The sequence below is a fragment of the Mycobacterium sp. Marseille-P9652 genome (assembly GCF_902652685.1).
Taxonomy (GTDB): Bacteria; Actinomycetota; Actinomycetes; order Mycobacteriales; family Mycobacteriaceae; genus Mycobacterium.
In genome coordinates this window covers 1-24,008 of the sequence record NZ_CACRUY010000018.1, presented here as the reverse complement: position 1 = coordinate 24,008, position 24,008 = coordinate 1, and the positions used below count along the sequence as shown (strand labels likewise).

Here is a 24,008-nt window from a genome sequence, read left to right as displayed (position 1 = left end):
AAGGGGGCCCGCGATGAGCTACGACCTCACCTACCGGCTCCGCAACGTCTTCTCCCGGCTGCAGGGCCCCGTCGACGACTTCGGTGAGCAGGCGCTGTTCTTCGGCGAGACGATCCGGTACGTCCCCAACGCGCTGACCCGGTATCGCAAGGAGACGATCCGCAACATCGCCGAGATGACGCTCGGCGCGGGGGCGCTCGTCATGATCGGCGGCACGGTCGGGGTCGCGGCCTTCCTCACCCTCGCCTCCGGCGGAGTCATTGCCGTGCAGGGCTACTCGTCGCTGGGCAACATCGGCATCGAGGCGCTGACGGGATTCCTGTCGGCGTTCCTGAACGTCAGGGTGGTCGCTCCGGTGATCGCGGGCATCGCGCTGGCCGCCACGATCGGCGCCGGCGCGACCGCACAACTGGGGGCCATGCGGGTGTCGGAGGAGATCGACGCCGTGGAATGCATGGCGGTTCATTCGGTCTCGTATCTGGTTTCCACGCGGCTCATCGCCGGGCTCGTCGCGATCATCCCGCTGTACTCGCTGTCGGTGCTCGCGGCGTTCTTCGCGGCGCGGTTCACCACGGTGTACATCAACGGGCAGTCCAAGGGCCTCTACGACCATTACTTCAATACCTTCCTCATACCCTCCGACCTCCTGTGGTCGTTCCTGCAGGCCATCGTGATGTCCATCGCGGTGATGCTGGTGCACACCTATTACGGCTACAACGCCAGCGGCGGCCCGATCGGCGTGGGCATCGCGGTGGGCCAGGCGGTGCGGACCTCGCTGATCGTCGTCGTCGTCATTACTTTGTTCATCTCGCTCGCTGTTTACGGGGCGTCCGGTAACTTCAACCTCTCCGGATAAGGGGGACCGCTCAACAGTCATGGCAGACGGCGGATCGCGACGCACAAGTGTCCGGCTGGCAGCGGCGCTGCTGGCCAGCTTGATCGTGGCGTTCGCCGTCCTGACTTACCTTTCCTACACAGCGGCTTTCGCCTCGGTGGACACCGTCACCGTCAGCGCGCCGCGGGCCGGGCTGGTGATGGACAAGGGAGCCAAAGTCAAGTACCGCGGCATCCAGGTCGGCAAGGTGGAGGCCATCGACTATGCCGCCGACCAGGCCCGGCTGACACTGGCGATCAACAGCGACGACATGCACTTCATCCCCTCCAACGCGACAGTGCACATCGCGGGCAACACGATCTTCGGCGCCAAGTCGGTGGAATTCGTTCCGCCGCAGGCGCCGTCGCCGACATCGCTGCGCCCGGACGCGCACGTCGCGGCGTCCGCGGTTCAGCTGGAGGTCAACACGCTGTTCCAGTCGCTCGTGGACCTGCTGCACAAGGTCGACCCGGTCGAGCTGAACGGGACGCTCAGCGCGTTGTCCGAGGGGCTGCGGGGTCACGGCAACGACCTCGGTGACACCCTGTCGGGACTGAACACCCTGACGCGCCAGTCCAATCCGAAGCTGCCGGCGCTGCAGGAGGACTTCCGCAAGACCGCCGTCGTCGCGAACAACTACGCCGACGCCGCCCCCGACCTCAACACCATCTTCGACAACCTGCCGACGATCAACCGCACCGTCGTCGACCAGCAGAACAACCTCAACGACACGCTGCTGGCGACGATCGGGCTGGCCAACAACGCCTACGAGACGCTGGCTCCGGCCGAACAGGACCTGATCGACGCGCTCCAGCGGCTGCGGGCCCCGATCAAGGTGGCCCACGACTACTCGCCCGAGTTCGGTTGTCTGTTCGCCGGTATCGAGCGCGGCATCAAGGAATTCGCGCCGCTGATCGGCGTCCGCAAGGCGGGGCTGTTCACGTCCTCGAGCTTCGTGCTCGGCGCGCCGTCCTACACCTATCCCGAATCGCTGCCGATCGTCAACGCCTCCGGTGGCCCGAATTGCCGCGGGCTGCCGGACATCCCGACCAAGCAGACCGGCGGATCGTTTTTCCGCTCACCGTTCCTGGTGACCGACAACGCCAATATCCCGTACGAGCCGTTCACGGAGTTGCAGTTCGACGCGCCCTCGACGCTGCAGTTCCTGTTCCACGGCGCCTTCGCGGAAAGGGACGACTTCTGATGGCCGCGTCGGGAATGCCGTCGCACCGCTCGATGGTGATCAAGGTCGGCGTCTTCGCGGCCGCGATGCTGGTGGTCGCCGCGGGCCTGGTGGTGATCTTCGGCGATTTCCGGTTCGGCGCCGAAAACACGTACCACGCAACGTTCACCAATGTGTCGCGGTTGAAGGCCGGGCAGAAGGTCCGCATCGCCGGCGTGCCGGTGGGCGCGGTGTCGGGAATCAAACTCAATCAGGACAACACGATTGACGTCGAGTTCGGTGTCGACCGGCGCTACCAGCTGTACTCGTCGACGCGGGCGGTGATCCGGTACGAGAACCTGGTCGGTGACCGGTTCCTCGAAATCACCTCGGGCCCCGGGGAATTGCGCAAGCTGCCGGCCGGAGGCACGATCAACTCCCAGCACACCCAGCCCGCCCTGGATCTCGACGCTCTGTTGGGCGGTCTGCGACCGGTGGTCAAGGGCCTGGATGCCGACAAGGTGAACACGATCAGCAGCGCCGTCATCCAACTGCTCCAGGGACAAGGCGGCGCGCTGTCCGACGTGCTGGCCAACACCAGCGCCTTCTCCACGGCGCTGGGCCAGCGCGACCAGCTCATCGGGGACGTGATCACCAACCTCAACTCGGTGCTCGGGACCGTCGACCAGAAGAGCGCGCAGTTCTCGGCGAGCGTCGACCAGCTGCAGCAACTGATCACCGGACTGGCCAAGAACAAGGACGACATCGCGGGCGCGATCCCGCCGCTGGCTTCGACGACGACGGATTTGACCGAGCTGCTGAAGAATTCGCGCCGGCCCCTGCAGGGCATCCTTGAGAACACCCGTCCGCTCGCGACGGAGCTGGACAACCGCAAGGCCGAGGTGAACAACGACGTGGAGCAGCTCGGCGAGGACTACCTGCGGCTCGCGGCGCTGGGCGCCTACGGGTCGTTCTTCAACATCTACTTCTGCTCCGTGACGATCAAGATCAACGGACCGGCCGGCGGTGACATCCTGTTGCCGCTCGGTGGCTCAGTCGATCCGAGCAAGGGGAGGTGCGCTTTTGCCAAGTAGCCGTAAGCACGAGCGCGACCCGATCCGCACCGGCATCTTCGGCGTGGTGCTCGTGGTCTGCGTCGTGCTCGTCGCATTCGGATACGCGAACCTGCCGTTCTTCCCGCAGGGCAAGACGTACGAGGCCTACTTCTCCGACGCCGGCGGCATCAAGGGTGGCAACTCCGTCTACGTCTCCGGCTTCAAGGTCGGCAAGGTGCAGTCCGTCGCGCTGGCCGGGGACAGCGCAAAGGTGACCTTCTCCGTCGACCGGCACGTGACGATCGGTGACCAGTCGCTCGCCGCGATCCGGACGGACACCATCCTCGGCGAGCGCTCCATCGCCCTGACGCCCGCCGGAACCGGCAAGACGACAACGATTCCGCTGTCGCGCACCACCACGCCGTACACGTTGGCCGGGGCGCTGGAGGATCTGGGCAACAACGCCAACAATCTGAACAAGCCGCAATTCGAACAGGCGCTGAACGTGCTCACCGACACGCTGCACGACGCCACCCCCGAACTGCGCGGCGCGCTGGACGGCGTGACGTCGCTGTCGCGCACGCTGAACCGCCGCGACGAGGCGCTGCAGGGCCTGCTGGCGCACGCCAAGTCGGTGACGTCGGTGCTCGCGCAACGCGCGGAGCAGGTCAACAAGCTGGTCGACGACGGCAACGAGTTGTTCGCCGCGCTCGACGAGCGACGTGCGGCGCTGGGACAACTGATCTCGGGGATCGACGACGTCTCGGCGCAGATCTCCGGGTTCGTGGCCGACAACCGCAAGGAGTTCGGTCCGGCCCTGAGCAAGCTCAACCAGGTGCTGGACAACCTCAATCAGCGCCGGGACTACATCACCGAGGCGCTCAAGCGGTTGCCCACGTACGCAACCGAACTGGGTGAGGTGGTCGGCTCGGGACCGGGCTTCAACGTCAACGTCTACGGGGTGATCCCGGCGCCGCTGATGGCCACGATGTTCGACTTCTTCTACCAGCCGGGCAAGCTGCCCGCGAGCCTCGCCGACTACCTGCGCGGGCTCATCCAGGAGCGTTGGATCATCAGGCCGAAGTCACCATGATCCGACGGATTGCCGGCAGCAGGGGGCTGCGTTACGCCACCGTCATCGCGCTGATCGCGGTGCTGGTGGGTGGCGTGTATGTCCTGAACTCGCACGGCAAGAACCGGACCCTCGCGGGCTACTTCCAGTCCGCGGTCGGGCTCTATCCCGGTGACGAGGTGCGGGTGCTCGGGGTGCCCGTCGGTACCATCGACACGATCGAACCGCGGCCCTCCGACGTCAAGATCACCATGTCGGTCTCCCGGGACGTCAAGATCCCGAAGGACGCCAAGGCCGTCATCATCTCGCCGAACCTGGTGTCGGCGCGGTTCATTCAGCTCACCCCGGCCTACACCGGTGGCCCCGTGCTGCCCGACGGCGGAACCATCGACCTGTCCCGCACCGCGGTTCCGGTCGAATGGGACGAGGTCAAGGAGGCGCTGACCCAGCTCGCCGTCCAGCTGGGCCCCACCACGGGAGCGATGCAGGGACCGTTGGGCGCCGTCATCAACCAGGCCGCCGACACCTTCGACGGCAACGGGGACTCGTTCCACAACGCGCTGCGCGAATTGTCCCAGGTCGCTGGGCGACTCGGGGATTCGCGCAGCGACATCTTCGGCACCGTCAAGAACCTGCAGGTGTTGGTCAATGTGCTGTCGAAGAGCAACGACCAGATCGTGCAGTTCGCCGGCAACGTCGCCTCGGTGTCCCAGGTGCTCGCCGACAGCTCGCGCCACCTCGACAACACACTGGGCACCCTGAATCAGGCGCTGTCGGACGTCCGGGGATTCCTGCACGAGAACAACTCGACGCTCATCGAAACGGTGAACCAGCTCAACGATTTCGCCAAGACGCTGAGTGACCAGAGCGAGAACATCGAGCAGGTGCTGCACGTTGCGGGGCCCGGCATCGCGAACTTCTACAACATCTACGACCCCGCGCAGGGCACCCTGAACGGGTTGCTGTCCATCCCCGAGTTCGCCAACCCCGTGCAGTTCATCTGCGGCGGATCATTCGAAACCGCCGGCGGGCCAAGGGCGCCCGACTACTACAAGCGCGCCGAGATCTGTCGCGAGCGGCTGGGCCCGGTGCTGCGCCGGCTCGCGGTGAACTACCCGCCGGTCATGTTCCACCCGCTGAACACGATCACGGCGTACAAGGGCCAGATCATCTACGACACCCCGCAGACCCAGGCCAAGGCGGCCACCCCGATCCCGCAGCTGACCTGGATACCCGCCAAGGGCGCCCAACCGCCGCCCGCCGCCCAGAACCCCGCGGACCTGCAGGCGCTGCTCGTCCCGTCGGCGCCGCTACCCGGTCCGCCGCCGGCCGGCGCGGGCGGGGTACCGCTTCCCGGACCGCCGCCGGCCGGCGCGGGTGCGCCGGGGCCGGCCGGGGCGCCGAACTCCCCGTTCGGCCCCTTGCCCGGGCCGCCGCCCAACGCGGCCCCTGCCCCGCCCGACCAGGAGGGCGGCGGATGAGCCGAAACTGGTTGCGCTGCGGCGTTTTGGCGATGGGTGGTGCCCTGCTGGCCGGTTGCCAGTTCAACGGGCTGAACTCCCTGGCGATGCCGGGCACCGCCGGCCACGGCCTGGGCGCGTACTCGATCACGGTCGAGATGCCCGACGTGGCGACGCTGCCGCAGAACTCGCCGGTGATGGTCGACGACGTCACGGTCGGCAGCGTCGCCGGAATCTCGGCCGAGCAGAGGGCCGACGGGTCGTTCTATGCCGCAGTGAAATTGGCGTTGAACAAGAACGTGGAGCTGCCGGCCAACACGACGGCCACGGTGGCGCAGACGTCGCTGCTGGGTTCGATGCACATCGACCTGATCCGCCCGAAGGACAAGCCCGCGACCGGCAGGCTGACCGACGGCTCGAAGATTCCCGAGTCGCACACGGGCCGGTACCCGACCACCGAAGAGGTGCTGTCCGCCCTCGGAGTCGTGGTCAACAAGGGCAATGTCGGTGCGCTGCAGGAGATCACCGACGAGACCTACCAGGCCGTCGCCGGGCGGCAGGACCAATTCTCGGGCCTGATGCCGCGGCTGGCGGAGCTGACCGCCGGACTCAACCGGCAGGTCAACGACATCATCGACGCCGTCGACGGCTTGAACCGTTTCTCGGCCACCCTGGCGCGCGACAAGGACAACCTCGGCCGGGCGCTGGACACGCTGCCGGAAGCGATCCGCGTGCTCAACAAGAACCGCGGCAACATCGTCGACGCCTTCGCCTCGCTCAGGCGGCTGGCGCTGGTGACGTCGAACGTCCTGGCCAAGACCAAGGTCGACTTCGCCGAAGACCTCAAGGGCCTCTACTCGGTCGTCAAGGAGCTCAATGACAACCGCCGAAACTTCGTCACCTCGCTGCAGCTGCTGCTGACGTTCCCGTTCCCGAACTTCGGGATCAAGCAGGCCGTGCGCGGCGACTACCTCAACGTGTTCACCACGTTCGACCTCACCCTGCGCCGGATCGGCGAGACGTTCTTCACGACGTCGTATGCGCTCGACCCGAACATGATGCACATGAGCGAGATCGTCAACCCACCGGACTTCCTGACCGGTGAACTGGCCAACCTCTCCGGACAGGCGGCCGACCCGTTCACGATTCCGCCCGGCACGGCTTCGGGTTCGACGGGGACGACAGGGAGCGGCGGATGATCGACAAACTCACGCGAGTCCAACTCGGCATCTTCGCGGTGATCACCGCGATCACGCTGACCCTGATGGCCATCTTCTACCTGCGGCTGCCGGCCACGTTCGGCATTGGAACCTATGCGGGCACGGCCGATTTCGTCGCCGGCGGCGGCCTGTACAAGAACGCCAACGTCACCTACCGCGGCGTCGCGGTCGGCCGGGTGGAGTCGGTGGGGCTCAACCCCAGCGGGGTCACCGCGACCATGCGGCTCAACAGCGGCACGCCGATCCCGTCGAACGTCACCGCCACCGTCAAGAGCGTGTCGGCCGTCGGTGAGCAGTACATCGACCTGGTGCCACCGGCCAAGCCGGCGACCAGCAAGCTGCACAACGGCTTTCGCATCGACCGGCAGAACACGCGGATCGGGCAGGACGTCGCCGACCTGCTGAAGCGGGCGGAGGCGCTGGTCAACAGCCTGGGCGACACGCGGCTGCGCGAGCTGCTGCACGAGACGTTCCTCGCGGCCAACGGGTCGGGCCCCGAGCTGGCCCGGCTGTTCGAATCCGCCCGGCTGCTGGTCGACGAGGCCAACGCCAACTACCCGCAGATCTCCCAGCTGATCGACGACGCCGGCCCGTTCCTGCAGGCCCAGATTCGCGCCGGCGCCGACATCAAGTCGCTGTCGGACGGCCTGGCGCGGTTCACCTCCGAGGTCCGGCAGGCCGATCCGCAGCTTCGCCAGACGCTCGCCACGGCCCCGGGCGCGGCCGACGAGGCCAGCACGGCGTTCTCCGGCATCCGCCCGTCCTTCCCGATGCTCGCGGCCAGCCTGTCCAATCTGGGCCGGGTCGGGGTGATCTACCACAAGTCGATCGAGCAGTTGCTGGTGACGTTCCCGGCCTTGTTCGCCGCGATCACGACGGCCGCCGGCGGCGTGCCCCAAGACGAGGGCGCGAAGCTGGACTTCAAGCTGGACCTCAACGACCCGCCGCCGTGCGCGGTCGGATTCCTGCCCCCGCCGTTGATGCGCACGCCGGCCGACGAGACGCTGCGCGAGCTGCCGAGGGACATGTACTGCAAGGTCGCCCAGAACGACCCGAGCACCGTGCGCGGCGCACGCAACTACCCGTGCCAGGAGTTCCCCGGCAAGCGCGCGCCGACCATCCAGCTCTGCCGTGACCCGAAAGGCTATGTGCCGGTGGGTCGCAACCCGTGGCGCGGTCCGCCGGTGCCCTACGACACCCCGGTCACCAACGGGCTGAACACCCTGCCGCCCAACAAGTTTCCGTACATCCCGCCGGGTGCGGACCCCGATCCGGGTGTGCCGATCGTGGGACCGCCGCCTCCCGGTGTCGTGCCCGGGCCCGGGCCGGCGCCGCATCAGCCCGCCTATGACCCGCCGCCGCCGAACGACAGGCCGCCGCCACCCGGCAACCCGTCGTGGATGCCGCCCAACTACCCGCCGGTGCCGCCTCAGCTGCCGTACCCGAAGTGGCTGCCCCCACCGCCGCCGCCGGAGGGCATCAATCCTCCGCCGGCCGGCCCGGGACCGGAGAAGCCGTGGGGCCCACCGCCAGGCGCCTCGCAGCCGCAGGCCAGCGGGACGGCCTACACCACCTACGACCAACGGACGGGTGCGTTCGTGGACCCGGCCGGCGGAACTGGTATTTTCGCGGCCGGCGCGACTGGCGCGTCGAGCGCGGAGAACTGGGTGGACCTGATGCTTGATCCGAGGCCGATGTAGTGACGGACCAGGCAGTCACCGACGAAACGGTGCGGGACGCGAAGGACGAGGCCGAGCCGGCGCGGCGCGTCCGCCGCCGGGCGTCCCGCGCGGCGGGCCCGGCCCGGAACGAACCCGCCGAGCCCGCGACGGTCGCGGTCGACGTCGCCCCCAAGCCGGCGGCCAAGCAAACTGGCAAGGGCGCCAAGCAACTCAAGCCGGTCAAGCCGCCGCCGCGACGGCGGCCGCACCGGACCCTCGTCGCCTCGATCGCCTTCGCCGTCGCACTGGTGGCGGTCGGGGCCCTGGCCGCGTGCGTGGTCGCGCTCGTCGGGCAGCAACGGCACGCCAACGCCGAACAGGCGCGCGACCAGCGCTTCGTCGACACCGCAACCCAGACGGTCGTGAACATGTTCAGCTACAAGCAGGACAACATCGACGACAGCGTCAACCGGTTCTACAACGGCACCAGCGGGCCCCTGCGCGGCATGCTGGGCGCCAACAACAACATCGAGAACCTCAAGGGGCTGTTCCGATCGACCAACGCGACCTCGGAGGCCGTCGTCAACGGCGCCGCCCTCGAGGGGATCGACGCGGTCACCAACAACGCCTCGGTGCTGGTGTCGGTGCGGGTGACGGTCGCCGACATCGACGGGGTCAACAAGCCGTCGATGCCCTATCGGCTGCGCGTCATCGTGCACGAAGACGAGCAGACCGGGCAGATGACCGGCTACGACCTGAAGTATCCCGACGGGGGCAACTGATGCGCTGGCCGCGGTTGCGAAGGTGGCTGGTCGCCGTGGCGGGATGCCTGCTGGTGGCGGGCATCGTCGGGCTGTCGGCCGCGGCCGGCTGGTTCTACTGGGACCGGGTGCAGACCCGGGACGAGCAGGCCGCGCGGGCGGTGTTGCCCGGGCTGGCCGCCAAGCGGATACCGGAGGTGTTCGCCTACGACTACCAGACCGTCGAGCGCAGCCTGGCCGACGCGTATCCGTTGCTGACGCCGGACTATCGCCAGGAGTTCAAGAAGAGCGCCAACACGCAGATCATCCCGGAGGCCAAGAAGCGCGAAGTGGTCGTCCAGGCCAACGTCGTCGGCGTGGGAGTGATGACCGCCAAGCGGGATTCGGCGTCGGTGATGGTCTACATGAACCGCACGGTCACCGACAAGTCACGGCAGCCGCTGTACGACGGCAGCCGCCTGCGGGTGGACTTCAAGAAGATCGGCAAGCAGTGGCTGATCTCCTACATCACGCCGATCTAGGGCTCTAAAAGCACATCGCAATGTCGTTGCAGCGCAACGGGTAGCGCTCTATCGGGCTCGGCGGCGGTCCGCTGAGCACCAACGAGAACGGCCGCTTGGTCATCGCCGGCTGCAGGCCACAGACGGCCCCGTGCACGATGGTGTGCGTGCCGGCGAGGCTCTCGTTGTCGAACGCGTAGGTCTCACTGGACGACCCGGTGCCGCCGCCGGGGCACGACACCCCGTCCGCCTTGTCGACCTTGAAGGTCCACAGCCCGCTGACCAGCCGGGCCCGTCCGCTGAAGTTCTGGACCTTGTCCTGCTGGCTGATCTGCTCATCCGTGGAACTGACGACGTTCAAGGCGCAGAAGTCGGCCATGATGTCGGGATTGGAATAGTCCTTGTAGTAACGGCTTCCGTTGACCTGGTCGCACAGCACGCCGATCGTCCACTTCACCCCGGACGCGCCCGCCTCATTGAGGGTGTAGGTGCCGTCGGCAGGTGGGGCGACCGCTTTCGCCGGATCGCCCGACTCGAGCGCGAACCCCATCGCCAACACCGAGCAGACGCCGGCACCCGCGGCCAGCGTGCGACGGATGTCCATGGTGCCCTCCCTTCACGCTGCATCGAGTATCACAGCGTTTGCGCGCCAACACCATGGCTTGAGGCCAGTCAGTCGCGGTGCGGGTGCGATTCCGCGAGCGCGTCGAGGAACGAACGCGCCCACCTGTCCACGTCGTGCGCGAGCACCTGCCGCCGCAGCGACCGCATCCGGCGCCGGCCCTCCTCCACCGTCTGGCCGAGCGCGGCCTCGATCGCGTCCTTGACGCCCTCGGTGTCGTGCGGGTTGACCAGGTAGGCGGCCCGGAGTTCGGCTGCCGCACCGGTGAATTCGCTCAGCACGAGCGCGCCGCCGAGGTCGCTGCGGCAGGCGACGTACTCCTTGGCGACCAGGTTCATCCCGTCACGCAGCGGGGTGACGAGCATGACGTCGGCGGCCACGAAGAACGCGATGAGTTCGTTGCGGGGCACCGGGCGGTGCAGGTAGTGCACCACCGGGTGTCCGACCTCGGCGTACTCACCGTTGATGTGGCCGACCTCCCGCTCGATCTCGCTGCGCAGCAGCTGATAGCTCTCCACGCGTTCGCGGCTCGGAGTCGCCAGCTGGATCAGGACCGTGTCGTCGCGCTTGGCGCGGCCCTCGGCGAGCAGCTCGGAGAAAGCCTTCAGCCGGACGTCGATGCCCTTGGTGTAGTCGAGCCGGTCGACGCCGAGCAGGATCTTGCGCGGGTTGCCGAGTTCGGCACGGATCTCGCGGGCGCGGCGGCGCACATCGCGGTGGCGGGCCGAGTGGTCGAGCGCGGTGGAGTCGATGGAGATGGGGAAGGCGCCGACGCGCACGGTGCGCGACCCCAGATCGACCTCCCCGAAGCGGGAGCGCACCCCGACCGACCCCCGTGACGTGTTGGCGCCGATCAACCGCCGGGACAGGATCAGGAAGTTCTGGGCGCCGCCGGCGAGATGGAACCCGACGAGGTCGGCGCCGAGCAGACCTTCGGTGATCTCGGTGCGCCAGGGCAGCTGCATGAAGAGCTCGACCGGCGGGAACGGGATGTGCAGGAAGAAGCCGATCGTGAGGTCGGGCCGCAGTTCGCGCAGCATCTTCGGGACCAGTTGCAGCTGGTAATCCTGCACCCACACCGTCGCGCCCTCGGCGGCCGCGCGCGATGTGGCCTCGGCGAAGCGGCGGTTGACGTCGACGTAGCGGTCCCACCATTCCCGGTGGTAGAGGGGCTTGACGATGACGTCGTGATAGAGCGGCCAGAGGGTGGCGTTGGAAAATCCCTCGTAGTACTCCGCGATGTCGTCGGCGGAGAGGCGGACCGGGTGGAGCTCGATGTCGTCCTGGACGACCGGCTCGTCGTCGACGTCGGTCTCCTCGCTCGCGACACCGGGCCACCCGACCCAGGCTCCGCGCCGGCGACGCAGCAGCGGTTCCAGGGCCGTGACCAGTCCGCCGGGGCTGCGTTTCCAGGCGGTCGTGCCGTCGGGGAGCCGTTCCTGGTCCACCGGCAATCGGTTGGCGACCACGACGAAGTCGGAGTTCCCGAAGCGGGAACCTGCCGGCCGTCTCCCTCGCGCGGGAGCCATTTAGGTGTCGAGTTTCGCCGGTCCGATACCGAGCATGGACAGGAACACGCGGCATTCGTCGGCGTCGGTGGCGTAGGCCGCCACGACTCGCCGCGCCTGGCTTGCGGTGCTGTCGGCCACCGGCTCCACGTCGCCGATCTCGGCCGGGTCAGATTTCGTAGGCATGACACAACTGTAGGCGACCGTTTTGCCCGGCCGCAGGGGTCTTGGCGGGGTGGGCGGCCCGCCGGATCTCGGGCAGGATGGCGGGCGGGGGTGAGGACTTGGTGTTCGACTTCGTCGACGTGGTGGTGGAGCGCGACGGGACGCGTGCCCTCGACGGACTGACGGTCACGATTCCCGGGCAGGGCGTGACGGCCGTGTTCGGGCCGTCGGGCTCCGGGAAGTCGACGATGCTGCGGTTGTGCAACCGGCTGGAGGTGCCGACGAGCGGGCGGGTGCTGTTCCGCGGCGACGACATCGCGGACGTCGACCCGTTGGGGTTGCGGCGGCGGGTAGGCATGTGCTTCCAGCGTCCGACGCCGTTTCCCGGGACCGTGGCCGACAACCTGCGGCCCGCCGACCCCGACGCGTCGGACGCTCGGATGCGCGAGTTGCTGGAGCGGGTGGCGCTGACGGGGTCGTGGCTGGACCGCGACGCGACCGCGCTGTCGGGCGGCGAGGCGCAGCGGGTGTGCCTCGCGCGCACCCTGATGGCGCGACCGGACGTGTTGCTCCTGGACGAGCCCACGTCGGCCGTCGACGCGGAAGCGGCCGCCGCGATCGAGCGCGCGGTGCGGGACCTGGCCGCCGACGGGACGCCCGCCCTGTGGGTCACCCACGACGCGGCACAGGTCGAGCGGGCCGCCGACCGGGTCGTGCACATCGAGCGCGGCCGCAGCCTGGGGCTGGAGCCGGTCCGGTCGGGGCCCCGATGAACGGTCAGGTCGGCTGGGTGGGCCTTGCGACATCGCTGACGCTGGTCGCGGTCGCCGCGGCCGTCTCCGTCTGGCAGCGCCTGGGCCTGGAGCGGCAGCTGGCCTGGGCGGCCGCCCGCGCCCTGGCCCAGTTGCTGCTCGTCGGCGGTGCGCTCACCCTGCTGTTCGCGCCCGGCCGGTCGCTGTGGTGGTCGTGGGCATGGGTCGCCGCGATGGTGGCGTACGCCGGGGACGTGGCGCGCCGACGGGCCCCGGAGGTGCCCAGGCTGGCGCCGCTGGCGATGGCGGCGTTCGCCACCGCGGCCGCCGTCACCTTGGGCGTCATCTTCGGGATGCGCGTGTTCCCGCTGCAGGCGCGGACCCTCGTCCCGATCGCCGGGATGATGATCGGCAACTCGATGACGGCCATGGTGCTGGTGGCCCGGCGCCTCGTCGACGAGCTGCGCGACAAACGCGACGAGGTCGAGGCCAGGCTCGCGCTCGGTCAGACGTCCCGGCAGGCCGCCGGCCCCTACCTGCGGACCGCGCTCCGGTCGGCCATCTCGCCCCAGATCGAGACCACCAAGGCCACCGGCCTGGTGTTCCTGCCGGGCGCCATGACCGGCCTGATCCTCGCGGGCGTCCCCCCGGTGCAGGCGGTGCTGGTCCAGGCCGTCGTCATGTTCCTCATCCTCGGTTCGGTCGCCGCCACGACCGTCGTCGTCGCCCTCGGCCTGGTCCGGCTGTTGTTCACCCGCGACCACCGGCTCGCGCCGATCTCCCGGAGGCCGGTCACCGCGGTTTAATCGGACCTCCGAGGGCTCTCGCCAGGGCCTCCACCCCGCGGGCGTTTCGCTTACACCCTGGCCGTAATGTGTAAACAAGTCCGATCCGAGAGAAGGTGCGCAAATGACGCTCTCCGAGCAGGCCGGGTCCGAGGCGTCCCCCGCCGACGGCGACGAGCTGGTGACCTACGAGACCCTCGACGAGGGCCGCATCGCCCGCATCTGGCTGAACCGGCCCGAGGCCCACAACGCGCAAAGCCGCGGCCTGCTGATCCAGCTCGACGAGGCCTTCCTGCGCGCCGAGGCCGACGACACGGTGCGCGTGGTCATCCTCGCGGCGCGCGGCCGCAACTTCTCCGCGGGACACGACCTGGGCTCGGAGCTGGCCATCGCCGAGCGCGGCCAGCTGCCGAGCTTTCGCATCAACGGCGGCACCCGCGAACCGATCGCCGAGAAGATCTACCTGCAGGAGTGGCACTACTTCTTCCAAAACACCTGCCGCTGGCGGGATCTGCGCAAGATCACCATCGCCCAGGTCCAGGGCAACGCCATCTCGGCCGGCCTGATGCTCGTCTGGGCATGCGACCTCATCGTGGCCGCCGACAACGCGAAGTTCAGCGACGTGGTAGCCGTGCGACTCGGGATGCCCGGCGTCGAATACTACGCCCACCCTTGGGAATTCGGCCCCCGGAAGGCGAAAGAGCTGTTGCTGACCGGTGATTCGCTGGACGCCGACGAGGCTTACCGGCTCGGCATGGTGTCCAAGGTGTTTCCGGTCGACGAGTTGGCCGAGAAGACACTGGAGTTCGCGCGGCGCATCGCCGATCGGCCGACGATGGCGGCGCTGCTGGTCAAGGACTCGGTCAACGCCGCCTCGGACGCGATGGGCTTCACCGAGGCGCTGCGTCACGCGTTCCACATTCACGAGCTGGGCCACGCGCACTGGGCCGCACACAACGAGAACCGGTACGCCGTCGGCCTGCCGCCCGACGTCGAGGACTGGCGCAACGCCAAGCCGACGCAGATCGCCCGCCGCGACGTCCCTTAGCCCTCGCTCGGCGGAGCCCGTCTGGCGTGTGACAGCATGCTAGAACCTGTTTCAGTTTGGGCGTGAGGAGCTCGCGTGCAGCTTTCTTTCGAGAACCGGACGTACCTGGTCACGGGCGGTGGCAGCGGGATCGGCAAGGGTGTCGCCGCCGGGCTCGTCGCCGCCGGCGCGAACGTCATGATCGTCGGCCGCAATCCCGACCGGCTGGCCGCCGCCGTCGAGGACATCGAACGGCGCGAGGGCGACGGCGCGATCCGTTACGAGCCGGCCGACATCACCAACGAGGACGAGGCCGCCCGCGCGGTGGACGCCGCGACGGCGTGGCAGGGCCGGCTGCACGGCGCGGTGCACTGCGCCGGTGGGTCGGAGACGATCGGCCCGATCACCCAGATCGACTCCGAGGCGTGGCGGCGCACCGTCGACCTCAACGTCAACGGCACCATGTACGTGCTCAAGCACGCCGCGCGCGAGCTGGTGCGCGGCGGCGGGGGTTCCTTCGTCGGGATCTCCTCGATCGCGGCGAGCAACACCCACCGCTGGTTCGGCGCCTACGGCGTCACCAAGTCGGCCCTCGACCACATGATGCAGTTGGCCGCCGACGAGCTCGGACCCTCGTGGGTGCGCGTCAACAGCGTCCGTCCCGGCCTGATCCGCACGGATCTCGTTGCGCCCGTGCTCGATTCGCCGGAACTGAGCGCGGACTACGCGACCTGCACCCCCCTGCCGCGGCCCGGTGAGGTCGAGGACGTCGCCAACCTGGTGATGTTCCTACTGAGCGACGCGGCCGCGTGGATCACCGGGCAGTGCATCAACGTCGACGGCGGTCACATCCTGCGACGGGGGCCGGACTTCTCCGCGATGCTCGAGCCGGCGTTCGGGGCCGAGGGGTTACGCGGACTGGTCTGAGTGAACCCCGGCGTCCCGGTCGGCCAGCGTGGAGACCGCCGACCAGTCCAGGTTCCCCCCTCCGGTCGCCACCAGCGTCAGGAAGCGGTCATGCAGGAGGCTGGCCAACGGCAGCGGCACCTCGAGCTGCTCGGCGGCGGCCAGCGCCAGCCGAATGTCCTTGTATCCCAGGCGGGCCGCGAAGCCGGCCGGCTCGAATTCTTGCCGGGCGATCAGCCCGCCGTACGTCTGATACGCCGGCGCGGCGAACAGCGTCGAGGTGAGGATGTCGACGTACTGCTGCCTGTCGACCCCGCCCTTGCCGACGAGCGCGACCGCCTCGCCGACGCTCTCGATCACCGAGGCGATCAGGAAGTTGCCGCTCAGCTTCACCAGGTTGGCGGTATGGGGCAACTCGGACACCACGAAGGTCCGCTGACCGATCGCGTCGAAGAGCTCGGACAGCGGCCGCAGCACCTCGGGGTCGCCGGCGGCGATCACGAAAAGCTTTGCCGCCGAGGCCGCCTCGGGCCTGCCGAATACCGGTGCCGACGCATAGTGTTGGCCGGCTTCGGCGTGGGCGGTCGCCAGGCGCTGCGAGAGGGCGACGCTGATCGTGCTCGACGAGACGTGGGTGGCGCCGGGCTTCAGCGACGCCACGATGCCGCCCTCACCGAACGTCACATCCTCGACGGCCGAATCGTCGGACAACATCGTGAACACGACCTCGCCGGCGCAGGCCTCCGCGACCGTCCGCGCGGCCGTCGCCCCCTGCTGAGCGAGGGCCTCCGCCTTGTCGGGGGAGCGGTTATAGACGATCACGTGGTGACCGGCCTTGATCAGGTTGGCTGCCATGCCCCGGCCCATGTTCCCCAGGCCCACGAATCCGATTTCCATGCGTCCAGCCTGCCCTATCCCGGTCCGGGGGTCCTTACGATGATGGGCACGTTGAGCGACGGGAGCAGTGGATGAACCGACTCGAGGGCAAACGGATCCTGGTGACGGGGGCGGCGTCGGGCATCGGGCAGGCCACGGCGTTGCGACTGCTCGACGAGGGCGCCCGCGTCGTGGCCTCCGACGTCGCCGAGGAAGGCCTCCGCGCCACCCGTTCCCGCGCCGACGAGAGGGGGACGGCCGACCGCCTGACCACCATGCCGATGGATGTCAGCAACGAGGACTCCGTCATCGACGGCGTGTGCTGGGCCGTCCAGACGCTCGACGGGCTGGACTCGCTGGTGAACGCGGCGGGCATGCTGCGCGCCGCCCACACCCACGAGACGAGCCTGGACCTGTGGAATCAGATCATCGGGGTGAACCTCACCGGGACCTTCCTGGTGGTTCGCGAAGCTTTGCCGGCGCTGCTGGCGAAGTCGGGCAGCTCGATCGTCAACTTCAGCTCGACGTCGGCCTCGTTCGCGCACCCCTACATGGCGGCCTACGCGGCCAGCAAGGGCGGGATCCAGGCCTTCACCCACTCGCTGGCGCTCGAGTACGCGCGCGACGGCCTGCGCGCGGTGTGCGTGGCGCCGGGCAGTATCAAGTCGGGCATCACCGACGCCACGGGCGGCTACATTCCCCAGGACGCGGACTGGTCGCTGTTCACCCGGCTGATGCCCGTCCTGCCCACCACCGTGGAATCCAGCGGAACCGGCATGGCCGACCCGTCGGTGGTGGCGGGGGTCATCGCCATGCTGGTGTCGGACGACGGCGCGTTCATCACCGGCACCGAGATCCGCATCGACGGCGGAACGCACGCCTAGCGGGTCGCCACTAATTGGCGTGGCGATCGCAAGGGCGGCGTAGCCGGGCGCTGCGGGTCGCCATTGATTAGCGTGGTGATCGCAAGCGCGGCGTAGCCGGGCGCTGCGGGTCGCCATTAATTGGCGTGGCGATCGCAAGGGCGGCGTAGCCGGGCGCTGCGGGTCGCCGTTAATTGACGCAGGGCACCCCGCCGCCGTCGATCGGCTTGCCCTCGTTGGGCGTCGGATAGGTGGTGGTGGTGCCGTTGTAGTAGTACGTGCTCGCCTTGCTCGACGTCGTTGTGCTCGTGGTCGTGGTGGTTTCGTCCGCGGCCGGCATCGAGAAGTTGGTGTCCACGATCACCCGGATGTGCCCGGGCTCCAGGCTGGGACTGAGCTGCGTGGGGGAGTCGATGCCCAGGGCATTGGCCACGTTCTGCGCGTCCGTCTCCGCGCCGATGCCGTACTGCACCGTGGTGGTGGTCGGCTCACCGGAGTTGCGGTCGCGGACCGTACCGGCGGTATAGCCCTGCTTCTTCAGGGCGCTGGAGACCTGGGTCCCCATACCACTGATGCTTCCGGCGTTGACCACGTCGACCACCGTGGACGGGCTCGGTTTCGCGGCGGTGGTGGCCGGCGTGGTCGTCGGGACGGGGGTGCCGATCGCCGCGGCCACCTCGGCCTTGATCGCGGCCGGGTCGATGATGTTGACGTCCTGGCCGTCGATGTTGTCGTAGCGCACCACCGGCAGGGTCCGGAACTCGATGTTGCCGCCCGCGAGCGCCCCGAGCCGCTGGATCATGTCTTCGTCCCAGCCGGCCGACAACACGACGTCCTTGCGGGCAACGGCCATCAGCCCCTTGAGCTTGTCGATGTTGGTGAAAGTGCCCGAGTCCTGAAGCTCCTGCATCACCGACGAGAGGAACGCCTGCTGGCGGTGGGTGCGGTCCAGATCCCCGTTCTCGAGGCCGTGGCGCTGCCGGACGAACGACAGCGCCTGCGAGGCGTCCAGCCTCTGCCGACCGGCAGGGAAGTCGGCGCCGGAGTACTCGTCGTACACCGGGTGGTTCAGGCACACCTCCACACCGCCCAGCGTCTGCGCCATGTCGAAGAAGCCGGCCAGGTTGACCTCGGCGAAGTAGTCGATCGGCACACCGGTCAGGCTGCGCACCGCGCGTAGGGTCGCGGCCCGGCCGGCCTCGCGGCCCTTGGTCTCCAGCTCCTTCTGGTCCATCCCGCCCTGATTGGCCAGCTTGTTCGCGACGTGCTGCTTGGTGAGCCCGTAGGCCTCCTTGATCTTGATGTGGTTGTACCCAGGGACCCCGTTGAACGCGACCCAGTCGTCGCGCGGGATCGAGAACGCGACCACTTTGTTGTCGGCGCTGACGTGCACGAGTATCAGCGTGTTGGTGTTGTAGCCGCCGTCGTCCGAGTCGCCGGCGTGCAGGTGCTTCAGGATCGACCAGGGCAGGTCGTTGCCGTCCTGGTCTTTGCGTGAATCCAGCCCGATCAGCAGGATGTTCATGTTGTTGCCGCTGGAGCGCGGATCGTCGGGCTGCAGCGCCTGCGACACGGTGATGCCGCCCAGCGCGCCGTGGGCCACGTAATAGCCCGCCGCCGTCATCAGCAGGGCGCCCACCGACCCCAGCGCCATCAGGCCGCGCACCAGCCCCCTACGGAACCGCGAGGGCTTGCGAGGGGCTCGATGGCGGTGGTGAGCACCGCCGGAGCGTCCCATCACAGACCTCGGCCCAGCGCATCACGCGCATCACCGCGGACCGCGTCGGCGGTTTGCGGCAATGTCGCTTCAAGCATGGTGTCAAGTATGCGGGAGCTTGCTCGCCAGCCCCCAATCAAAGTGCCCCCGAGCAAACGCCCAAGCGTCCTCTTGGCCTGGCCCGGCGGTCCATGCCGGGCCGTCTACCAGCGCTTTTAGCCATGCAGATTCCGATGCTGTGTCAGCGCCGTCACAGTAGGGAAACGATCGTGCACCAGGCCGCGCATCCGTCCCGCACCGATTCGGATAAGGGGGCACGCGCGGCCCTCGGCCAAGTAGGTTTCACAGCTATGGCCACCCCCAACCCGGGTCCGGCGCCGTCGCCGCAGCCGCGGGTCGAAGTCCTGGGCAACATCGGGCCCAACTGGTTCGCCTCCGTGATGGGCACCGGCATCGTCGCCGTTGCCGGAGCCACGCTGCCCGTCCACGTCGCGGGACTGCGCGCATTCACCCAAGGAGTCTGGGTGATCGCCGCGGTCCTACTGGTGTTCCTGCTCGCGCTCGTCGGTGGCCACTGGCTGCGGCACCCGACGGTGGCGCGAAGCCACGCGCGCAACCCACAGATGGCGCACTTCTACGGCGCCGCGCCGATGGCGCTGATGACGGTGGGCGGCGGAGCGGTGCTGGTGGGACGCGACCTGATCGGTGAGCGCGCGGCCGTCGACCTCGACTGGGTGCTGTGGGCCGGGGGCACACTCGGCGGGCTGTTCACGGCCGTCAGCATCCCCTACCTGATGTTCACCCAGCACGACGTCGAGCCGGACGCGGCGTTCGGGGGCTGGCTGATGCCGGTGGTTCCGCCGATGGTGTCGGCGGCGACCGGGGCGCTGTTGTTGCCACACATGGCGGCCGGGACGGGCCGGGAAACCCTGCTGTACGGCTGCTACGCGATGTTCGGGCTGTCGCTGGTGGCCTCGCTGAACATCATCGCGATGATCTGGAGCCGACTCGTTCTCTACGGGACGTCGGGCACCGCGCGGGTGCCCACGCTGTGGATCGTTCTTGGTCCGCTCGGCCAATCCATCACGGCGGCAGGGCTTTTGGGGACCAACGCCGCGCTGGCCGTCGACGGCGAGATCGCCGAGGACATGAACGCCTTCGCCATCCTCTACGGAGTTCCGGTGTGGGGCTTCGCGGTGTTGTGGATCGCATTGGCCACCGCCCTGACCGCCCGCACCCTGGTGCGCGGCATGCCGTTCGCCCTGACGTGGTGGAGCCTGACCTTTCCGGTCGGGACGTTCGTCACCGGGACGGCGCAGCTTGCGGCGCACACGCACCTCCCGGCCTTCCGGATCGCCGCGGTCGTCGCCTACGCCGGTCTGCTCCTGACCTGGGTGCTGGTGGCGGTTCGGACCGCCCGCGGAAGCCTGCGCGGAAATCTGCTCACATCCCCGCCCAGCACCACGCCCATCAAGGCCAGCAAGCAGCGGGTGTCCTGAAACCGGTTAATCCGCAGCGTGATAGCGCTGGGAACTCGCGCTCGCGCCCGTTTCGGACACGGCGGGCGCGGGTAGGCACCGTTGAGCCGCCCGATCACGGCGTTCGGCTGCCCGCGGCGGGCGTGGGATACATAACCATTTCGACCAAGCAGGGGGACAGGCATGCGCGCTGAGGAAGGCGACGAATCCGTCAAGGATTACGCGGCCGAGGGAAAGCAGACGCTCGACAACATCAACGACTCACGGCGGTCGCGAATCCGGTTGGGTGACGTCGCCCGGCGGTTCGCCACGCTGTGGCGCGGCGACCACGCGTCCCCGGAGGACAAGCCCAACAGCTGATCGGCTGAGCCACCTCACCGCCACCGCGGGCCCGGGCGTCTTACTATCACCAGATGCCCATGGCCGCGCAACCGTTCTCCATCGAGGGACCCGGCGGGGTTCGCATCGTCGCCGACCGCCTGGGCGATCCGTCGGCACGGGCCGTGGTGTTCCTGCACGGCGGCGGTCAGACGCGTCGCTCGTGGGGCAAGGCGGCCGCGGCCGTGGCCGAGCGCGGCTGGCAAGCGGTGACGATCGACCTGCGCGGGCACGGCGAATCGGACTGGTCGAGCGAGGGCGACTACCGCGTCGTGAGCTTTGCGGCCGATGTCCAGGAGGTGCTGCGCACGCTTCCGCCGCGGCCGGTGCTGGTGGGCGCCTCGCTCGGCGGGTTCACCTCGATGCTGCTGGCGGGGGAGATCTCGCCCGGCATCGCCAGCGCCGTCGTGCTGGTGGACATCGTGCCCAACATGAACCAGTCGGGGGCTAATCGGATCCACGCGTTCATGTCCGACCGGGTCGAATCGGGTTTCGGCTCGCTCGACGAGGTCGCCGACGCGATCGCCGAATACAACCCGCACCGTCCACGCCCGTCGGACCTCGAGGGGCTGACGGCCAATCTTCGCCGTCGCGGCGACCGCTGGTATTGGCATTGGGATCCGCAATTCATCAGCGGCACAGCCGCTTTCCCCCCGTTCGAGGTCACCGATCCCGACCGCATGCACACGGCCGTCGAGACGATTCTGAACAGCGGGGTGCCAATGCTTCTGGTGCGGGGCCAGGTGAGCGATTTGGTCAGCCAGGACCGCGCGGACGAGTTCCTCGAACGATTCCCGCAGGTTGAGTTCACCGATGTCCGCGGCGCCGGACACATGGTCGCCGGCGACCGCAATGACATCTTCGCGCGGGCCGTCTTGGACTTCCTGGCCCGGCACGTCGACTGACCGCGCTTGCGGTTGCTGCCGCGGAATCACCTGCGCCGCTGCCGTATTCGGCCGTGACGGCGCGGTCATGGCGGTGGGGTCGAAAGGCCCTACCGCGCCGCCTTGGGCGGCCCTACCGTGATCATCGAGATTCGGAGAATCGAGGTGATCGGCATGGTCCTTGACACCGTCCGGGTGTTCAACAAGCACGTGCTCAACCCGGTCATGATGCTCGTGGCGGGCCAACGGTATTGGTACGCGGGATATGTCGAGCACACCGGGCGGCGCTCGGGCAAGACGTACACCACGCCGGTCGTGATCGATCGGGTCGGTGACGGCTACATGATTCCGCTTCCCTATGGCACGGAGGTGGACTGGCTCCGCAACGTGATGGCCGCGGGGCGGGCCACGTTGCACGTCAACGGTCAAACCTGCCCCGCCGTCGAGCCGGAGATCATCGACGCGGCGACCGCCGGTCCTCAGCTGTCACCCCGCCGTCGTCGCGAGTTCGGGCGATTCCGGATCGGTCACTACCTCAAGATGAAGCCCGAACCCGCCGCCACGCCCGAGTGACGCGGCAGCCGGGCGCCTGCGAAACGCCGTCGGCGTCGAGGAGTTCCGCGCCGCAAACATCTTCGCCACGGCTCATGCCGTGACGTGACCCGTGCCGTGGTCGAAGATGATGGGTGCCAAGCGGTCTCCGGCGCCCTCGAAGGGCGCCGGGTTCGTGCCGCCTTGCCAACTCCGACGGTAGTCGGTTGTAATCATGCTTCGCGGAACGAGCGAAGGAGGCGCCGTGACCATATCGTGGCTGCGAGGTGTGACCGTGGCCGCTGCCACGGCGATCGCCGCGACGATCCTCGCGGGCAGTGCCGCGGCGGCGCCACCGCCGTCGCCCGGCATTGAGGTCGACGACGAAAACGGCAAGTGCACAGCGGGTTTCGCCGCCCAGGGCAACGACGGAGCCTACTTCCTGCTGACCAGCGGGCACTGCGATGCGCACGACGGATCCGAATGGAGCTATGGAGACGGCGTCCCGCTCGGGAAGATCAGCGCCAGCGAGCAGGAAGGCGACAAGAGGGACGCGGCGATCATCCGCCTCGACCCCGGCGTCGGCGCCCCGATAGGCGCCGTGGGTGGGAGGCCGGTTCGGGATACGCTCGGCCTGAACCAGATTCGGGTGGGCATGCCGTTCTGTAAGGTCGGCTCGGTCACCGGGGAGACGTGCGGCTCGATCACGGACATCGAAGGCGACGTCGTCGAGGCGAGTGTCTACAGCCTCAACGGCGACAGCGGCAGCCCCGGGTTCGTCAAGAACCCGGACGGCAGCGCGAGCGCCGTCGGTATCTTGATGTCGTCACCCGACGGGGACGACAACACGACGTACTTCGCCCTCGTCCAGCCGTTGCTCGGCAAGTGGGGCTTGCGCATTCTTCCCTGACTATCGGCTCGTCGAGGCGCTGAAAGCGCGGGTTTGCGAGCTCCGTTCGGGGGTATCCGCAGCTCCGGCGTTGTGAGTGTCGGACAACCGATCCCCACATTCCGCCGCGCTCAGCCAACGAAAGAGACCCGGGTCCAGCGACTCGAAGGAGAGCAGCAGTGAAGCGTGCGATCGTCGCCGGGGTAGGGGGTGTGGCCGTCGTGGTCGCGGCCTGCGCCGGCTGTTCGGGCAACAAGTCCAGCACCGGTGCGTCGAGCTCGGCCCCGCCGGCGGCCGCGCCGCAGGTTATAGTCGACGGCCAGAACCAGAACGTCAGCGGCGCGGTGACGTGCACGTCGGCCAATGGTGTCACCACCATTGGTATCGGCGACGCGTCGTCCGGGCTCGGCGCGGTGGTCAGCACCGACAATCCACCCATCGTCCATTCGGTCGGCCTCGGCAGCGTCAACGGCGTCACGCTGGGCTTTTCCGACGCCGCGCCGAACCAGGGCAGCAACGCCGGAGCCGCCGTCAACGGCAAGGCCTACGCCATCAAGGGCACCGCCACGGGAGTCGATATGAACAACCCGAACCAGGCGCAGCAGGTGACCAAGTCGTTCGAGATGGACGTGACCTGCCCGTAGCGCAGGCGATCGACATTCGGGAGGGGACGCAGCAATGTCTATGAAACGTGTCGTCAGCGCGGCGGCGTTCGCGGTGGGCCTCGGCTTGTCCGCGATGACGGTCGAACCGGGGCTCGCGAGTTCCGCCCCGAGGGACCCGCCACCACCGTGCCCGGGCTGCCACGGCGGTGGCGGCGGTGGCGGGGGTAACCCGGGCGGGACCGGCGGCGGTGGAGGCA

General features: G+C 68.5%; 25 protein-coding genes and 1 pseudogene. 21 read left to right on the top strand and 5 right to left on the bottom strand.

Translation table 11 applies throughout. The annotated features are described in order from the left end of the window. Positions 1-13: 13 nt before the first annotated feature. From GPY60_RS12110 to GPY60_RS12070, 9 genes are read left to right on the top strand one after another with little or no spacing between them, the layout of a single operon-like run. Positions 14-856, top strand: coding sequence for an MlaE family ABC transporter permease (locus tag GPY60_RS12110; protein ID WP_156687916.1), 843 nt, complete (start codon positions 14-16; stop codon positions 854-856). 19 nt (positions 857-875) lie between these two features. Next, positions 876-2,078: an MCE family protein gene (locus GPY60_RS12105; protein WP_156687915.1), complete on the top strand. Its 1,203-nt coding sequence runs from the start codon at positions 876-878 to the stop codon at positions 2,076-2,078. Next, positions 2,078-3,130 carry an MCE family protein gene (locus tag GPY60_RS12100; RefSeq protein ID WP_156687914.1) on the top strand — a complete coding sequence of 351 codons (1,053 nt, stop codon included), beginning with the start codon at positions 2,078-2,080 and terminating at the stop codon, positions 3,128-3,130. Before GPY60_RS12105 ends, GPY60_RS12100 begins: the two co-directional genes overlap by 1 nt. Continuing rightward, entirely contained in the window at positions 3,120-4,184 is a 1,065-nt protein-coding gene (locus GPY60_RS12095) for a virulence factor Mce family protein (protein ID WP_156687913.1), read from the top strand. The genes GPY60_RS12100 and GPY60_RS12095 overlap by 11 nt, the downstream gene beginning before the upstream one ends. After that, entirely contained in the window at positions 4,181-5,644 is a 1,464-nt protein-coding gene (locus tag GPY60_RS12090; RefSeq protein ID WP_156687912.1) for a virulence factor Mce family protein, read from the top strand. Before GPY60_RS12095 ends, GPY60_RS12090 begins: the two co-directional genes overlap by 4 nt. Beyond that, on the top strand, positions 5,641-6,822 hold the full coding sequence (locus GPY60_RS12085; protein ID WP_156687911.1) for a virulence factor Mce family protein: 1,182 nt from the start codon (positions 5,641-5,643) through the stop codon (positions 6,820-6,822). Before GPY60_RS12090 ends, GPY60_RS12085 begins: the two co-directional genes overlap by 4 nt. After that, positions 6,819-8,543 (top strand): virulence factor Mce family protein, encoded by a 1,725-nt coding sequence (locus tag GPY60_RS12080; RefSeq protein WP_156687910.1) that lies wholly within the window; start codon positions 6,819-6,821, stop codon positions 8,541-8,543. Before GPY60_RS12085 ends, GPY60_RS12080 begins: the two co-directional genes overlap by 4 nt. A 29-nt stretch (positions 8,544-8,572) precedes the next feature. After that, complete coding sequence (locus GPY60_RS12075) at positions 8,573-9,286, top strand: mammalian cell entry protein (RefSeq protein WP_156687981.1); 714 nt, start codon at positions 8,573-8,575, stop codon at positions 9,284-9,286. Beyond that, on the top strand, positions 9,286-9,786 hold the full coding sequence (locus GPY60_RS12070) for a mammalian cell entry protein (protein WP_156687909.1): 501 nt from the start codon (positions 9,286-9,288) through the stop codon (positions 9,784-9,786). The genes GPY60_RS12075 and GPY60_RS12070 overlap by 1 nt, the downstream gene beginning before the upstream one ends. Positions 9,787-9,790: 4 nt before the next feature. On the opposite strand, the gene GPY60_RS12065 is transcribed toward GPY60_RS12070, so the two are convergent. From GPY60_RS12065 to GPY60_RS12055, 3 genes are all read right to left on the bottom strand, one after another. Beyond that, positions 9,791-10,369, bottom strand: a complete 579-nt coding sequence (locus tag GPY60_RS12065) for a hypothetical protein (protein WP_156687908.1) — start codon at positions 10,367-10,369, stop codon at positions 9,791-9,793. A gap of 68 nt (positions 10,370-10,437) precedes the next feature. Next, a complete protein-coding gene (locus GPY60_RS12060) occupies positions 10,438-11,916 on the bottom strand; it encodes an alpha,alpha-trehalose-phosphate synthase (UDP-forming) (protein ID WP_156687907.1) in 1,479 nt (492 codons plus the stop codon). Beyond that, positions 11,917-12,081: a hypothetical protein gene (locus tag GPY60_RS12055; RefSeq protein WP_156687906.1), complete on the bottom strand. Its 165-nt coding sequence runs from the start codon at positions 12,079-12,081 to the stop codon at positions 11,917-11,919. It abuts the gene before it with no gap. A gap of 41 nt (positions 12,082-12,122) precedes the next feature. On the opposite strand from GPY60_RS12055, the gene GPY60_RS12050 reads away from it, so the two are divergent. The 4 genes from GPY60_RS12050 (at position 12,123) to GPY60_RS12035 (ending at position 15,551) form a co-directional block, all read left to right on the top strand. Further along, positions 12,123-12,833, top strand: coding sequence for an ABC transporter ATP-binding protein (locus tag GPY60_RS12050; protein ID WP_370462702.1), 711 nt, complete (start codon positions 12,123-12,125; stop codon positions 12,831-12,833). Then, a complete protein-coding gene (locus tag GPY60_RS12045) occupies positions 12,830-13,618 on the top strand; it encodes an ABC transporter permease (protein ID WP_156687905.1) in 789 nt (262 codons plus the stop codon). The genes GPY60_RS12050 and GPY60_RS12045 overlap by 4 nt, the downstream gene beginning before the upstream one ends. Positions 13,619-13,721: 103 nt before the next feature. Then, entirely contained in the window at positions 13,722-14,645 is a 924-nt protein-coding gene (locus GPY60_RS12040; protein ID WP_156687904.1) for an enoyl-CoA hydratase, read from the top strand. Between the two features lie 75 nt (positions 14,646-14,720). After that, positions 14,721-15,551 (top strand): SDR family oxidoreductase, encoded by an 831-nt coding sequence (locus GPY60_RS12035; RefSeq protein ID WP_156687903.1) that lies wholly within the window; start codon positions 14,721-14,723, stop codon positions 15,549-15,551. Here the strand turns inward: GPY60_RS12035 and GPY60_RS12030 are convergent. Then, positions 15,534-16,427: an NAD(P)-dependent oxidoreductase gene (locus GPY60_RS12030; RefSeq protein ID WP_156687902.1), complete on the bottom strand. Its 894-nt coding sequence runs from the start codon at positions 16,425-16,427 to the stop codon at positions 15,534-15,536. The genes GPY60_RS12035 and GPY60_RS12030 overlap by 18 nt on opposite strands. Before the next feature lie 71 nt (positions 16,428-16,498). On the opposite strand from GPY60_RS12030, the gene GPY60_RS12025 reads away from it, so the two are divergent. Next, positions 16,499-17,290 (top strand): SDR family NAD(P)-dependent oxidoreductase, encoded by a 792-nt coding sequence (locus GPY60_RS12025; RefSeq protein WP_156687901.1) that lies wholly within the window; start codon positions 16,499-16,501, stop codon positions 17,288-17,290. Between the two features lie 169 nt (positions 17,291-17,459). Here GPY60_RS12025 and GPY60_RS12020 read toward each other — a convergent pair whose 3' ends face one another. Beyond that, positions 17,460-19,007: an LCP family protein gene (locus tag GPY60_RS12020; RefSeq protein WP_156687900.1), complete on the bottom strand. Its 1,548-nt coding sequence runs from the start codon at positions 19,005-19,007 to the stop codon at positions 17,460-17,462. A 329-nt stretch (positions 19,008-19,336) separates the two neighbouring features. On the opposite strand from GPY60_RS12020, the gene GPY60_RS12015 reads away from it, so the two are divergent. From GPY60_RS12015 to GPY60_RS27060, 7 genes and pseudogenes are all read left to right on the top strand, one after another. Beyond that, positions 19,337-20,485 (top strand): TDT family transporter, encoded by a 1,149-nt coding sequence (locus GPY60_RS12015; protein WP_156687899.1) that lies wholly within the window; start codon positions 19,337-19,339, stop codon positions 20,483-20,485. A gap of 293 nt (positions 20,486-20,778) precedes the next feature. Further along, positions 20,779-20,832: a hypothetical protein gene (locus tag GPY60_RS27715; RefSeq protein ID WP_156687979.1), complete on the top strand. Its 54-nt coding sequence runs from the start codon at positions 20,779-20,781 to the stop codon at positions 20,830-20,832. Between the two features lie 51 nt (positions 20,833-20,883). Then, positions 20,884-21,747 (top strand): alpha/beta fold hydrolase, encoded by an 864-nt coding sequence (locus GPY60_RS12005; protein ID WP_197283654.1) that lies wholly within the window; start codon positions 20,884-20,886, stop codon positions 21,745-21,747. A gap of 153 nt (positions 21,748-21,900) precedes the next feature. Next, a complete protein-coding gene (locus GPY60_RS12000; protein ID WP_156687898.1) occupies positions 21,901-22,299 on the top strand; it encodes a nitroreductase family deazaflavin-dependent oxidoreductase in 399 nt (132 codons plus the stop codon). Positions 22,300-22,522: 223 nt separating this feature from the next. Then, complete coding sequence (locus GPY60_RS11995; RefSeq protein WP_156687897.1) at positions 22,523-23,167, top strand: S1 family peptidase; 645 nt, start codon at positions 22,523-22,525, stop codon at positions 23,165-23,167. Between the two features lie 158 nt (positions 23,168-23,325). Continuing rightward, on the top strand, positions 23,326-23,790 hold the full coding sequence (locus GPY60_RS11990; protein ID WP_156687896.1) for a lipoprotein LpqH: 465 nt from the start codon (positions 23,326-23,328) through the stop codon (positions 23,788-23,790). Between the two features lie 34 nt (positions 23,791-23,824). Beyond that, positions 23,825-24,008: pseudogene (locus tag GPY60_RS27060) on the top strand (MAP_0585 family protein); the annotation flags it as partial.